Raw genomic sequence first — 13,433 nt, 5'->3', positions numbered from 1 at the left:
CCGCGGCATGGGGCTGGCGGCGCGGGATCTGCGGCATGGGCCAGCGGGACGGGTTCCGCCATGTGGTCCGGCGGCATGAGTCTGGCGGCACAGGTCCGGCGGCACGGGGTCGGCGGACGGGTTCTGCGGCGCGGGTCCGGCGGCATGGATCTGGCGGCATGGGGTCGGCGGCGCGGGTTCCGCGGTGTGGGTCCAGCGGCAGGGGTTCTGCGGTGTGGGCCTAGCGCCATGAGGCTGGCGGCACTCCGCAGTGTGGGTCTGGCGGCACGAGTTCAGTGGTGCGGGTGTGACGGCATGGGCCAGGTGCATGGGGCAGGTGGCACGGGTCGGCGGCGCGGGTTCCCTGGTGTGGGTCTGGCGGTGCGGGTCTGGTGGCATGGGGCTGGCGGCGCGGGTTCCCCGGTGTGGGTCTGGCGGCGCGGGTTCAAGTGGTGCGGGTGTGGCGGCATAGGTCGGGTGGCACGGGTTCTGCGGTGTGGGTCCGGTGGTACGGGGCTGGCGCCATGGGTCGGCGGAACGGGTTCCGTGATGTGGGTCTGGCGGCATGGGTTCAGCAGTGTGGGTTCAGCGGTGCGGGTGTGGCGGCAGGGGGGCAGGTGGTGCGGGTCTGGTGGCACGGTCCAGGGGTGGGGTCCGACGGAGGTTCGGGGATGGGGGCGGTTGGGGGCTTGAGGTCAAGTGCCTGCGGGCGCCACTGACGACCAAGGGAGGGTGATCTCGCCGAGTCGCCAGCGACGGCGGGTGTCCAGCACCGGCCATCCGTCGGCGGCCAGTAGCCGCACGGTCTCGACCCAGCGGGCGCGTGGGCCGAACGGGACGAATGGGGCGGCGGTCGCCCAGCGGGCGTCCAGGGCGCGTAGCAGGTCGTACACGGGTTCGCCGGGGATGTTCCGGTGGATGAGGGTCTTCGGCAGGCGTTCGGCGAGGTCGGAGGGGCGTTCGATGGTTGCGGGGAGACTGGCCAGGGTGAAGGTGCGTGGGCCGTCGGCGTCCAGCAATACCCAGGTGCAGCGGCGGCCGATCTCGTCGCAGGTGCCCTCGACCAGGAGGCCACCGGGGGCGAGTCGGGAGATCATCGTCGACCAGGACTGCCACGCCTCGGGCTCGGTGTACTGGCGGAGCACGTTGAACGCGCGCAAGAGAACAGGGCGGGCACCGGCCAACTCGAAACCGCCGCGGCGGAACTCCAGCAACGGCGGGTCCTCGAACGGCTTGGCGGCGGCCACCCGCTCCGGGTCGATCTCCACACCGAGGACGTGCACATCGGGGCGGACGGTGCGCAGTCTGGCGGCCAACTCGACGGTCGTCACCGGGGTGGCCCCATAACCGAGATCGACGACCAAGGGGGTAGGACTGTCCAAAACAGACTGAACAGATGGGGTGCCGACCAGCCAGCGGTCCACTCGACGCAGGCGGTTCGGGTTGGTGGTTCCCCGCGTGGGGACTCCCAATGCCCGAGCTCGACCGGCCGCCAGTCGCGGGACCTTGGCCATCACCGTGGCTGGGACTCGGCGAAGGTGGCCTCGGTGGTGAGGAGGGCGTGGACGCGCTCGGCGATCACGGACTCGATCTTGCCGCCGATGAGCGGGATGCGGACCTTCACCTCGGCGGTCGTGCGCAGGTGGCTGCCGGACGGGCTGTCGGTCAGGGCGTAGCGGCCGGTGACCTCGCCGGGGATACCGGAGACGGTGGCGCGGGTGGTGCCTGCGAAAGCCGGGCCGTCCGGCTGCCAGGACTCGGTGCGGTCGACGACCAGGTCGCCCTTGATCAGGCTGCGGACGGCGGAGGGGAGATCGGTGGCGGAGATGGTCTGGCGCAGGCGGTAGCGCACGGTGCCGTCCGGGGTGACCTGGTGGTCCACCAGGGTCGCCTCCTTGCCGCCGACGGCGTGCAGGCGGGACTCGAGGAAGGCGCGGTCGACCAGGCGGGCGTGCACGGTCGCGGCGGGGGCGGAGAACTCCGCGCGGTGCTCGATACGGCTGGTCATGAGCGGGAGGTTACCGTTGGTGCCCGTGACCAGCCTCCCCCTCGGTGCCGACGTCCGCTCCGGTGTACCGCTCTCCGGCTACACCACCCTGCGGCTGGGTGGGCCCGCGGCCAGATTCGTGACCGCCACCACCGCCGGGGAGGTCGTCGACGCCGTCAAAGCGGTCGACCGGAGCGCGGGGCCGCTGCTGGTCCTCGGCGGCGGGTCCAACCTGGTCATCGGCGACCTCGGGTTCGACGGGACCGTGGTCCTCGTCGCCAACCGCGGGAGCAAGATCGACTGCACTGAGCCGGGGCGGGTGCAGCTCACCGTCGAGGCGGGCGAGGACTGGGACACCGTTGTCGCGGGCACCGTCGAAGCCGGGTTGGGGGGGCTGGAATGCCTGTCCGGCATCCCCGGTCTGGTCGGCGCCACGCCCGTGCAGAACGTGGGTGCCTACGGGGTCGAGGTGTCGCAGGTGCTCGTCTCCGTCGACCTGCTCGACCGGGGGACTGGCGAGATCCGGACGTTGCGTGCCGACGAACTCGGGCTCGACTACCGCACCAGCGTCCTGAAAGGCACCGATCGGGCCGTTGTCCTCCGGGCGCGCTTCGCGCTCACCGACGACGGGCTGTCCGCGCCCATCCGGTACACGGAACTGGCGCGCGCGCTCGGGGTGCGGCAGGAAGAACGCGTGCCGGTCGCCGACGCGCGGGCGGCGGTGCTGGAACTGCGGCGTGGCAAGGGAATGGTGCTCGACCCCGCCGACCACGACACGTGGAGCGCCGGGTCGTTCTTCACCAACCCGATCATCCCGGTCACCGCCCTCGACGACGTGATCGGCCGGATCGCCGCCGTGGTGGGGGCTGATGTCACCGTGCCCAGCTACCCGGCGGGGCCCGGCACGGCCAAGCTCTCCGCCGCCTGGCTCATCGAACGCGCCGGGTTCGGCAAGGGCTACCAGCACGGTCGAGCCGCATTGTCCGGCAAGCACACCCTGGCCCTCACCAACCGCGGCACCGCCACCACCGCCGACATCCTCGCCCTCGCCCAAACCGTCCGCGACGGCGTCCGCGCCTCCTTCGGCGTCGACCTGCACCCCGAACCCGTCCTGATCAACTGCGCCCTCAACTGACGCCCGACCCGCCCCGTCGGTCAGGTGGTGCGGTGGGCGCGGGTGGCGGAGGCCTGGGCGCGCGGTTTGAGGACGATCTGGTCCAGGTTCACGTGTGGCGGCCTCGTCACGGCGAAGGTGATCACGTCGGCGACGTCGTCGGCGGTGAGCGGGGTCAGGCCGTCGTAGACAGCGGTGGCGCGGGACTCGTCGCCGTTGAAGCGGGTGAGGGAGAACTCGGTCTCGACCATGCCGGGGAGGATCTCGGTGAAGCGGATCGGCTGGCCGAGGAATTCGCCGCGGAGGGTGCGGTGCAGGGCGGATTGGGCGTGCTTCGCAGCCGTGTAACCGGCGCCGCCGTCGTAGACCTCGATGGCGGCGACGGAGGTGACGGTGACCACGTGGCCGTTGCCGGAGGCGACCAGCTTCGGCAGCAGGGCCTTGGTAACCCGCAGCGTGCCGAGCACATTCGTCTCGTACATCCAGCGCCACTGGGACTCATCGGCGGCGTCGACGCGGTCCAGGCCGCGGGCGCCACCGGCGTTGTTCACCAGCACGTGGCACTCTGGGACCCGGTCGGCGAACGCGTCGACCGAGGCGGGGTCGGTCACGTCCAGCTCGACCGCCTCGCCGCCGACCGCGGTGGCGACCTCAGCGAGCCGGTCCAGCCGTCGGGCGCCGAGCACGACGTGGAAACCGGCCGCGGCCAAGTGACCGGCGGTGGCCGCGCCGATACCCGCGCTCGCCCCGGTGACAACTGCGATTGGCTTGTTCACGGGTCCCGATCCTGCCCGGTCGCGGCCCGCCGAGCCGGACACGGGATTATGAGCACAGTCACACCCGCGGCGGCGCACCCCATCGCCGCCCAGGCGTCCTTCATCGGTGGGGAAAGATTCGACACTGGAGGTTCCACGGTGAGACGACCCGCTTCGCGGAGGACCACCGGACTCGTCGGCGCCTCGTTCCTGGCCCTCGCGTTGCTCGCGGGCTGCACCTCGGAGCAGTCCGGCACCGCCAACAGCGGAGGTGGGAACAACAGCGGCGGCGGATCCGGTCAACAGCAACAGCAGTCGGACGTGTCGTCGGCGAAGCTCACCGCCAGCGTCGCCGCCAACGCCACCGACGTCGCACCCGGCGACCCGCTCAAGATCAGCGTGTCGGACGGCGCCATCGACACGGTCGACGTGCAGAACCCCGACGGCAAAGCGGTCAAGGGCACGGTGTCCACCGACAAGCTGTCCTGGTTGTCGACCGAGGTGTTCGGCTACGCGAAGACGTACTCCTACACCGCGCAGGCCACCGGCGCCGACGGCAAGAAGACCGAGCTGAAGGGCACCTTCAGCACCCTCAAACCCGCGAAGACGCCGCGCGCCACGATCAACCCGGCGGACAACGCGACCGTGGGCGTCGGCATGCCGATCAGCGTGAAGTTCCCCGAGGGCAAGGTCACCGACAAGGCGGCCGTGGAGAAGGTGCTCAAGGTCGACGCGTCGGTGCCGGTCGACGGCTCCTGGGCGTGGCTCAACGACCAGCAGGTCGACTGGCGGCCCAAGGCGTACTGGCCGGAGAACACCAAGGTCACCGTGACCGCGAAGCTCTACGGCCTGGCCTACGGCGGCGGCGCGTACGGCAAGTCGGACCTGACCACCACGTTCACCGTCGGCCGCAACCAGGTGGTCAAGGTCAACACCCCGGACCACAAGATGAACGTGTACCGCGACGGGGCCCTGTTCGCCAGCTACCCGTCCAGCAACGGCGACGACGCCAACCCGGACCGCAACACGCCCAACGGCACGGTGATCGTGATGGAGAAGGACCCGATCGGCGACTTCTCCAACCCGAAGTACGGCTACACCAACGTGATGAAGAAGTGGGCCGTGCGGATCTCCAACCACGGCGAGTTCATCCACGAGAACAACGACAACCGGGCCAACATCGGCAAGAACAACACCTCGCACGGCTGCGTGAACCTGTTGGAGGCGGACGCGAAGGCGTACTTCGACAGCGCGCTGATCGGCGACCCGGTGGAGATCACCGGCTCCAAGGCGAACATGCCGACCACCTCGGACGTGTTCGACTGGTTGATCCCGTGGAGCCAGTGGCAGTCGATGTCCGCGCTGCACTGACCGTGGTCGACAACTCCTCGTGATCGACAGTCCCTCGTGATCGACAGCGTGGTGGGTGCGGGCGGCGCCAGGTTGGCCGTCCGCACCGCCGGTGACCCGGCCCGGCCGCCGATCGTGTTCGTGCACGGTTGGGCGCAGTCGAGCCTCAGTTGGGCCGCCCAGTTCGCCGACCCGGTGCTGACCACAGAGCACCACCTGATCGCTTTCGACCTGCGGGGCCACGGCGAGTCCGATGCCCCCGCCGACGGCTATGGCGATTCCGTGACCTGGGCCGCCGACCTGGCCGCCGTGCTGGCGTACGCGGGCCGACCGGCGACCGTGGTCGGCTGGTCCTACGGCGGTCTGGTGATCACCGATTACCTGCGTACGCATGGTTGCGCGAGCCTCACCGCGATCGTCCTGGTCGGCGCGATCACCGAGATCGGGCCGGGCCGCCCGGGTGGGAAGACCGCTCGGGCGATGGTCGAGGCACTGCCCGACGCGCTGTCCGACGACCCGGCCGTCGCCGTTCCCGCTGTCGTGTCGCTCACACTCCGCACCACGGCGGAGCCCGTTCCGGGTCCGCTCGCGCAGGCCTGGGCGGGTCAGACGCTGCGGGTGTCGCCCGCCGTGCGCAGGGCCCTGTTCAGGCGCGATGTCGGCAGCGCGGACGTGCTGTCGGCGGTCTCCGTGCCCACCCTCATCGTCCACGGCACCGAGGACGCCGTCGTCGATCCTGCCGCCGCCGAGTACGCCGCCGGGAAGATTCCCGGTGCGAACGTGCGTTGGTTCCCACGGGTTGGGCACGCGCCCTTCGCCGAACGGGTCGACGAGTTCAACGGCGTACTCCGCGCTGCGGCGGCGGAGGGTGGGAAGGGGTGAGCCGGGGTGAGTCCCACGCAGTTGCGCAGGCCGCGCCGGGTCGCGGTCCTGTCGGTGCACACGTCGCCGTTGGAGCAGCCCGGCACGGGTGACGCGGGCGGCATGAACGTCTACATCACCGAGACGTCCACCCGGATGGCGCAGCGGGGGATCGCCGTCGAGGTGTTCACGCGGGCGACCGCGTCCGATCTGCCGCCCGTGGCCGAGCTCGCGCCGGGTGTGCTCGTGCGGCACGTCTCGGCGGGCCCGTTCGAGGGACTGCAGCGCGCGGAGCTGCCGGACCAACTGTGCTCGTTCACCGCGGGGGTGCTGCGGGCTGAGGCGCGGCACGAGCCGGGCCACTACGACCTGGTGCACTCGCACTACTGGCTGTCCGGCCAGGTGGGGTGGTTGGCCAGGATGCGCTGGGGGGTGCCGCTTGTGCACACCGCTCACACGCTGGCCAAGGTGAAGAACGCGGCGCTCGCGGAGGGTGACGCTCCGGAGCCGCTGGCGCGGGTGCTCGGCGAGCAGCAGGTGGTGGACGAGGCCGACCAACTGATCGCCAACACCGATGTCGAGGCCGCGCAACTGATCGACCTGTACGACGCCCCGCCCGAGAAGGTCCGGGCCATCGCGCCCGGGGTGGACCTCGACCGGTTCCGCCCGGGTGACCGGGCCGCCGCGCGCGCCGAGTTGCGGCTTCCGCAGGACGCCTTGGTTGTCGCGTTCGTCGGTCGCATCCAGCCGTTGAAGGCGCCGGACGTGCTGTTGCGGGCCGCCGCCGAGATGGTCGACCGGGGTGTCGTCGCGCGTGAGAAGCTCGTTGTCCTGGTGGCGGGTGGGCCTTCCGGCAGCGGTCTGGACCAACCGGCCGCGTTGCAGGACTTGGCTGTCGCGCTCGGTATAACCGATGTCGTTCGGTTCTTGCCGCCGCAGGCAGGTGACGCTCTCGCCACCGTCTATCGCGCGGCCGATGTTGTTGCCGTACCAAGCCACAACGAGAGTTTTGGACTGGTCGCCCTAGAGGCGCAGGCGTGCGGTACGCCCGTCGTCGCCGCTGCCGTGGGAGGGCTGCCGGTCGCTGTTGCCGATGGTGTTTCCGGCCTCTTGGTCAACGGGCACGCCACGGTCGACTGGGCCAACGCCCTCGGCCACCTCATGACCGCGCCCCGGCTGCGCGCGGAACTGGGCGAGGGCGCTCACCGGCACGCGCGGGCGTTCTCCTGGGACCGCACCACCGACGCCCTCATCGCGGCGTACGGCGAGGCCGACCACATGCTGCGGTACTGGCTGCGGCGTGCTGAGGTTGCGGTGTGACGGACGCGCATTCACTCGACCAGGTCATCGCCGACGCCCTCGACGAGCGGGAGCTGAGCTACCAGCGGCGCGGGCAGGGCCAGTTCGACGTCACGCTCCCCGGTATCCGCAAGCAGCGCACCAATTGCCGCCTTGTCCTGGGCAAACACGCGTTGACGGTGGAGGCGTTCGTCTGCCGCCAGCCGGACGAGGCGCACGAGGCGGTCTACCGGTTCCTGCTCCAGCGCAACGCTCGGCTCTACGGTGTGCACTACACGCTCGACCGGTTGGGGGACATCTACCTGGTGGGCCGGGTCAGTCACGCCGCGGTCACGGCCGACGAGCTGGACCGGCTGCTCGGGCAGGTGCTCGAGGCCGCCGACGGCGACTTCAACACCCTGCTGGAGATCGGTTTCAGCACCGCCATCCGACGGGAGTGGGACTGGCGGACCGCGCGCGGCGAGTCGCTGGCCAACCTCCAGGCGTTCGCCCACCTGCTCGAACCGTCCGGGCAACGGCACCGTGTCCCGGATGACGCCGACTCGTGATCACCCGCGCCGCAACGCGCTGAGCCCCCCGGTTCGTCCCTTCGCCAGACAGGCAGACCCTCGGGTCTTGTCGGAGAGGGGACCGAGATGGTGTTCCGGAGAGCCCGCCTGGCCGGGCTGTTACTGGTGGCGGGGGCGTTCGTCGGCGGCTGCACGTCGTCCGCGTCTGATTCCGCCGAATCCGCCGCTGTCGCGCCCGCGCCCGCGAACGCCGGTGGCGGGATGGGCGACAGCGCGGGCGCCAAGGCGCAGTACACCCCGCCCGCGCCGAACCAGCCCGCCGGGCAGCCGCAGCCGCAGATCAGCCAGCCGGGGGTGGACCGCAAGCTGGTGCGCACCGCGAGCGTCGACCTGACCGCGGGCAAGATCTCCGATGCCGCCGACACGGTCCGGCGGGCGGCCGTGGGGCTGGGTGGTTACTCGGGCCAAGAGCAGATTTCCGATGAGTCCGCCGGGCTGACCGTGTTCGTGCCGTCGGACAAGCTCGACGCCGCGCTCGACCGCATCGCCGCTGCGGGCAAGGTCAAGAACCGGACGCAGGCGGCGCAGGACGTCACCGAGGAGGTCGTGGACGTCGACAGCCGGGTGCAGACGCAGCGGGCCAGCCTCGCCCGGGTGCGGGCGTTGCTGGACCGGGCGACCGGTATCTCCGAGATCGTCGAACTGGAGGGCGAGGTCACCCGCCGCGAGGCCGACCTGGAGTCGCTGCTGAAGCGGCAGCAGGCTCTCGCGGGCAGCGTCGCGCTCTCGACCATCACCGTGCGGATCAGCCTCGACGGTGCCGCGCCGCCACCGGCCGGTGACGACGGCGAGTCCGTGCTGGGTGCCTTGTCGACCGGATGGCACGCGTTCATCGCCACAGGCGGGTTCGTGCTGCGCCTGATCGGCATGGTGCTGCCGTTCGCGGTCGCCCTGGGCCTGCTCATCTACCTCTACCGCTGGCTCGTGCGGCCCACGCGGTCGAAGGAACCGGACACCGAGCAGCCGGAAGAACTCGCGGCGGAACCGGCTACCGAGGGGGTGTGAGTCGCGGGGCGGTTCGAGCGAGGGGGAGTCGCATTCCCGAACCGCCCCGCGCCAGCCCGCTGCGTCCCGTGGCGGGGGGCACCCGGGAGCCTCGCGGGGCGGCGGCTCGGCAGGGGAGTCGAGCCGCGCGGGGCGCCGCCCGGGTCGGGGAGTGCGTGGGAGCCGACCCGTGGCGCCTATAGGTCAACTTGGCAGATGCTGGACAGCTACACAAGGCCGACAACTACGCCATTCGTGGATGTCGCAGACCGTTAGTAACTATTTGGTCACGGAAGTGGGTGCTTGGACAACTAGCTGTGCCTTTTGGGGGCGTTTGGGGGTACAAGCTGGCCCTAACGGGTGTCACGCGATCACGTGAAATGTCGAGTAGTCCAGTGATGGCGACCGTTCGGCCCACGCCGCTGCGCGGGGCCCGTCCGCCGGGTCGACCCGCCGCCCCGGTCTGGCAGTCTTTCGCCATGGCCATCGGAACCCTGGTGCTGCTCCGCCACGGCGAGAGCGACTGGAACGCGCTGAACCTGTTCACCGGCTGGGTCGACGTCCCGCTCTCCGCCAAGGGCGTCGCCGAGGCGAGCCGCGGCGGCGAACTGCTCGCCGCGGCCGGGATCCACCCGGACGTCGTGCACACCTCGCTGCTCCGCCGGGCGATCACCACCGCCAACCTCGCCTTGGACGCCGCCGACCGGCACTGGATCCCGGTCAAGCGCGACTGGCGGCTCAACGAGCGGCACTACGGCGCGCTGCAGGGCAAGGACAAGAAGCAGACCCTGGCGGAGTTCGGCGAGGAGCAGTTCATGCTCTGGCGCCGCTCTTACGACACCCCGCCGCCGCCCATCGAGCCGGACGGCGAGTACAGCCAGCACGGCGACCCGCGCTACGCCGACCTCGGCGACAGCGCCCCGCGCACCGAGTGCCTCAAGGACGTGGTGGCCCGACTGCTGCCTTACTGGGACACCGAGATCGTGCCGGACCTGCGCGCGGGCAAGACGGTTCTGGTGGCCGCGCACGGCAACTCGCTGCGCGCGTTGGTCAAGCACCTGGACGGGATCTCCGACGCCGATATCGCCGCGATCAACATCCCGACCGGTATCCCACTGCGCTACGACCTCGACGAGTCGCTCAACCCGATCAAGGCGGGCGGCACTTATCTCGATCCGGACGCTGCCGCCGCCGCGATCACCGCTGTGGCGAACCAAGGGCGATAGCCCGACTGTCAGGCTGATCCACTGACCTCAGTGGACTGAGGGATCGGGCGAAGTGGACACCCAAGTGAGTCTTGGAGTGTCCACTTCGGTCGGTCCGGGGGTGCGACACAACGAGCAGCCATCGGTGCGGGTGTGATCCCCCTAACGAAGGATGACGGCCGGGGGCGGTGGGCAACCCGGTGGACAAAAACTGACAGTTACTCGCTAGTAGGACACGATCGAGTGAACGCGATTTGACGCGGTGGGGAACAAGCAGGCACAACGGTGTCGGCACGGTCACCAATGCGCTGTCCGGGCTGGTCAAACCGCCCCGCCCCCTGCTTACGATCCTCGGTGTGGCCGCCCCGGTCTATCTCGCGCTGTCGTTCGGCACACTGCTGATCGGCCTGTTCGTCGGCTTCCTGTTCGGCCGTTCGCGGTCGAGCGGCACCGGACGGGCACCGACCGGCCCCACCGTCGCCGACCTGGTCCAACGGATCATCCAGTCCACCCACACGGGGGTGGTCGTGCTCAACCGGTTCGGCGATGTGGTGATCCACAACCCGCGCGCGGAGGAGCTCGGCCTGGTCCGCAACAACCGGGTCGACGACCGCGCCCGCAAGGCCGCCGAACTGGTCGTCGAGACCGGTGACCCGGTGGAGATCGACCTGTCGCCGCTGGAGTCCCGCGGCGGCCGCACCCCCGAGGCCGTGCTCGGCGAGGTCCGCCCGCTCGGTGACGGGTTCACCGCGGTCGACGCCGACGACCAGTCCGACGCGGTCCGGCTGGAGGCCACCCGGCGCGACTTCGTCGCCAACGTCAGCCACGAGCTCAAGACCCCGGTCGGCGCCATGGCGCTGCTCGCCGAGGCCGTGCTCGACGCCGCCGACGACCCGGTCGAGGTGCGCCGGTTCACCACCAAGATCCTGCACGAGGGCAACCGGCTGGGCACCCTGGTCACCGAGCTGATCGCGCTGTCCCGGCTGCAGGGCGCCGAGCGGCTGCCGGAGATGAACACCGTCGAGGTCGACGCCGTGGTCCGCGAGGCGATGGGTCGCGCCCGGCTGGTCATGGAGTCCACCGGCATCGAGGTCGCCACCGACGACGACAGCGGCCTGCTGGTCGAGGGCGACCGCACGCTGCTGGTCACCGCGCTGTCCAACCTGCTGGAGAACGCCCTCGCCTACTCCTCGGCGGGCAGTCCGGTGTCGGTCAGCCGCTCGGTCGACAAGGGCTTCGTGGAGATCGCCGTCACCGACCGCGGCATCGGCATCGCCGAGGAGGAGCAGCAGCGCGTCTTCGAACGGTTCTACCGGGTCGACCGCGCCCGCTCCCGGGCCACCGGCGGCACCGGGCTGGGGCTGGCCATCGTCAAGCACGTGGCGGCCAACCACGGCGGCGAGGTCCGGCTGTGGAGCAAGCCCGGCCTCGGTTCGACGTTCACCCTGCGCATCCCGGCCCACCTCGCGGCCGCGGAGGTCGCCACGAACGGTGCGGAACCCACCCTGGTGGGCGGCCGCGCGACGACCGCTCCGTCGAAATCCGACGGCGCCGCTACCGATCACGGAGGAATGGCATGACGAGAGTGCTGATCGTGGAGGACGAGGAATCCTTCGCGGACCCGCTTGCCTTCCTGCTGCGCAAGGAGGGCTTCACCGCCGCGGTGGCCGTGACCGGCCAGCAGGCGCTGGAGGAGTTCGACCGCAACGGCGCCGACATCGTCCTGCTCGACCTGATGCTGCCCGGGATGAGCGGCACCGACGTGTGCAAGGCGCTGCGGCAGCGCTCCGCGGTCCCCGTGATCATGGTCACCGCCCGGGACAGCGAGATCGACAAGGTGGTCGGCCTTGAGCTCGGCGCCGACGACTACGTGACCAAGCCCTACTCGGCGCGCGAGCTGATCGCCAGGGTGCGCGCGGTCCTGCGCCGCGGCGGCGAGGCGGGCGGCGACGGCGAGCTGCTGCCCCAGGTGCTCGCGGCCGGACCGGTCCGGATGGACGTCGAGCGGCACGTGGTCACAGTGGACGGCACCGACGTCCCGTTGCCGCTCAAGGAGTTCGACCTGCTGGAGTACCTGCTGCGCAACGTCGGCCGGGTGCTCACCCGCGGCCAGTTGATCGACCGGGTCTGGGGCGCCGACTACGTCGGCGACACGAAGACGCTGGACGTGCACGTCAAGCGGCTGCGCTCGAAGATCGAACCGGACCCGGCGTCGCCGCGCCACCTGGTGACGGTGCGCGGTCTTGGTTACAAGTTCGAGTCCTGATCGTCTCCCCGGTACGGTGCCCCCGTGCGCCTAGGTGTGCTCGACGTCGGGTCCAACACCGTCCACCTGCTCGTGGTGGACGCTCGTCGTGGTGCCCACCCGACCCCGGCCCGGTCGGAGAAGACCGTGCTGCGGCTGGCCGAGCGGATCACCCCGTCCGGCCAGTTGTCCAAGGTGGGCGCGGACGAACTGGTCCGCACCGTCGCCGCCGCCCGTGAGTCGTCGGTCCGGTTGGGCTGCGCCGACCTGATGGCCTTCGCCACCTCCGCGGTGCGCGAGGCGGGCAACTCGGCGGCGGTCCTGCGCCGGGTGCACAAGGAGACCGGCGTCGAGCTGAAGGTGCTCTCCGGCGAGGACGAGGCCAGGCTCACCTTCCTCGCCGCCCGCCGCTGGTACGGCTGGTCGGCGGGCAACCTGCTGGTCCTCGACATCGGCGGCGGCTCGCTGGAGCTCGCCGTCGGCATCGACGAGGACCCGGACTTCGCCTGGTCGCTGCCGCTGGGCGCGGGCAGGCTGACCCGGACCCGGTTCAGCACCGACCCGCCCGCCCGCGACCAGGTGCAGCGCACCGCGGCCTGGCTGGACGACCAGTTGGCCCCGGTCGCCCGGCGGCTGGCCAAGTACGGCAGCCCGGACCGGGCGGTCGCCACCTCCAAGACGTTCCGCACGCTGGCCCGGCTCACCGGGGCGGCACCGAGCTCGGCGGGCCCCCGGGTGCGCCGGGTGCTCACCGCGACCGGGCTGAGCCAGCTCATCGCGTTCATCTCCCGGATGTCCGCCGCCGACCTCGCCGAGTTGGAGGGGGTCAGCGCGAGCCGGGCCCACCAACTGGTGGCCGGTGCGCTGGTGGCGCAGGCCACTATGCGAGCGTTGTCACTGCCCGAGTTGGAAATCGGGCCGTGGGCGCTGCGCGAGGGGGTCATCCTCCGGCGGCTGGACCAGACGAATGGCGAGGACCACACTGTTCTCTCGGATTGACATGATCCGGGTGGCCGCCGACCCCGCGGGGCCGGTGCCGCCCGCTGAGCGGGTGGGCACTGGACGGATTCGCCCGCACGGGGCAC

The 13,433-nt window shown here is 70.9% G+C and carries 13 protein-coding genes; 10 read left to right on the top strand and 3 right to left on the bottom strand.

Annotation, left to right across the window (positions count from 1 at the left end):
- Positions 1-674 precede the first annotated feature (674 nt).
- Together H504_RS0130215 and H504_RS0130210 are read right to left on the bottom strand one after the other, a co-directional pair.
- Complete coding sequence (locus H504_RS0130215; protein ID WP_026425847.1) at positions 675-1,493, bottom strand: methylase; 819 nt, start codon at positions 1,491-1,493, stop codon at positions 675-677.
- Positions 1,493-1,987: a DUF2505 domain-containing protein gene (locus H504_RS0130210; protein WP_026425846.1), complete on the bottom strand. Its 495-nt coding sequence runs from the start codon at positions 1,985-1,987 to the stop codon at positions 1,493-1,495. The genes H504_RS0130215 and H504_RS0130210 overlap by 1 nt, the downstream gene beginning before the upstream one ends.
- A gap of 25 nt (positions 1,988-2,012) precedes the next feature.
- Here H504_RS0130210 and H504_RS0130205 point away from each other — a divergent pair, with 25 nt between their 5' ends.
- Positions 2,013-3,101 (top strand): UDP-N-acetylmuramate dehydrogenase, encoded by a 1,089-nt coding sequence (locus H504_RS0130205; RefSeq protein WP_026425845.1) that lies wholly within the window; start codon positions 2,013-2,015, stop codon positions 3,099-3,101.
- A 20-nt stretch (positions 3,102-3,121) separates the two neighbouring features.
- On the opposite strand, the gene H504_RS0130200 is transcribed toward H504_RS0130205, so the two are convergent.
- Complete coding sequence (locus tag H504_RS0130200; protein WP_026425844.1) at positions 3,122-3,856, bottom strand: SDR family NAD(P)-dependent oxidoreductase; 735 nt, start codon at positions 3,854-3,856, stop codon at positions 3,122-3,124.
- 138 nt (positions 3,857-3,994) lie between these two features.
- Between H504_RS0130200 and H504_RS0130195 the strand changes: the two genes are divergently transcribed.
- From H504_RS0130195 to H504_RS0130155, 9 genes are all read left to right on the top strand, one after another.
- Positions 3,995-5,206, top strand: a complete 1,212-nt coding sequence (locus tag H504_RS0130195) for a L,D-transpeptidase (RefSeq protein ID WP_026425843.1) — start codon at positions 3,995-3,997, stop codon at positions 5,204-5,206.
- A gap of 36 nt (positions 5,207-5,242) precedes the next feature.
- Positions 5,243-6,067, top strand: a complete 825-nt coding sequence (locus tag H504_RS0130190; protein ID WP_035306868.1) for an alpha/beta fold hydrolase — start codon at positions 5,243-5,245, stop codon at positions 6,065-6,067.
- Between the two features lie 6 nt (positions 6,068-6,073).
- A complete protein-coding gene (gene mshA / locus H504_RS0130185; RefSeq protein WP_035306865.1) occupies positions 6,074-7,366 on the top strand; it encodes a D-inositol-3-phosphate glycosyltransferase in 1,293 nt (430 codons plus the stop codon).
- Complete coding sequence (locus tag H504_RS0130180; protein WP_026425840.1) at positions 7,363-7,893, top strand: type III secretion system chaperone family protein; 531 nt, start codon at positions 7,363-7,365, stop codon at positions 7,891-7,893. Before mshA ends, H504_RS0130180 begins: the two co-directional genes overlap by 4 nt.
- Before the next feature lie 87 nt (positions 7,894-7,980).
- Positions 7,981-8,919, top strand: a complete 939-nt coding sequence (locus tag H504_RS37765) for a DUF4349 domain-containing protein (RefSeq protein WP_051386408.1) — start codon at positions 7,981-7,983, stop codon at positions 8,917-8,919.
- 458 nt (positions 8,920-9,377) lie between these two features.
- Entirely contained in the window at positions 9,378-10,124 is a 747-nt protein-coding gene (locus H504_RS0130170) for a phosphoglyceromutase (RefSeq protein WP_026425839.1), read from the top strand.
- Between the two features lie 335 nt (positions 10,125-10,459).
- The gene (locus H504_RS0130165) at positions 10,460-11,683 is read left to right on the top strand and encodes a sensor histidine kinase (RefSeq protein ID WP_026425838.1); all 1,224 of its coding nucleotides are present in this window, start codon (positions 10,460-10,462) and stop codon (positions 11,681-11,683) included.
- Entirely contained in the window at positions 11,680-12,369 is a 690-nt protein-coding gene (locus H504_RS0130160; RefSeq protein WP_026425837.1) for a response regulator transcription factor, read from the top strand. Before H504_RS0130165 ends, H504_RS0130160 begins: the two co-directional genes overlap by 4 nt.
- 24 nt (positions 12,370-12,393) lie before the next feature.
- On the top strand, positions 12,394-13,347 hold the full coding sequence (locus H504_RS0130155; protein ID WP_026425836.1) for a Ppx/GppA family phosphatase: 954 nt from the start codon (positions 12,394-12,396) through the stop codon (positions 13,345-13,347).
- The last annotated feature ends 86 nt before the right edge of the window (positions 13,348-13,433 follow it).

Origin of the sequence: Actinokineospora inagensis DSM 44258 (assembly GCF_000482865.1) — a bacterium.
In the GTDB taxonomy this organism is placed as follows: Bacteria; Actinomycetota; Actinomycetes; order Mycobacteriales; family Pseudonocardiaceae; genus Actinokineospora; species Actinokineospora inagensis.
Note: the sequence above shows the minus strand (reverse complement) of the source record. Positions and strands in the feature narration are given on the sequence as shown.

What these genes read in the sequence shown, in the direction of transcription:
- H504_RS0130215 (WP_026425847.1), bottom strand. Translation starts at nt 1,493, where the DNA reads ATGGCCAAGGTCCCGCGACTGGCGGCCGGTCGAGCTCGGGCATTGGGA.
- H504_RS0130160 (WP_026425837.1), top strand. Translation starts at nt 11,680, where the DNA reads ATGACGAGAGTGCTGATCGTGGAGGACGAGGAATCCTTCGCGGACCCG.
- H504_RS0130210 (WP_026425846.1), bottom strand. Translation starts at nt 1,987, where the DNA reads ATGACCAGCCGTATCGAGCACCGCGCGGAGTTCTCCGCCCCCGCCGCG.
- H504_RS37765 (WP_051386408.1), top strand. Translation starts at nt 7,981, where the DNA reads ATGGTGTTCCGGAGAGCCCGCCTGGCCGGGCTGTTACTGGTGGCGGGG.
- H504_RS0130170 (WP_026425839.1), top strand. Translation starts at nt 9,378, where the DNA reads ATGGCCATCGGAACCCTGGTGCTGCTCCGCCACGGCGAGAGCGACTGG.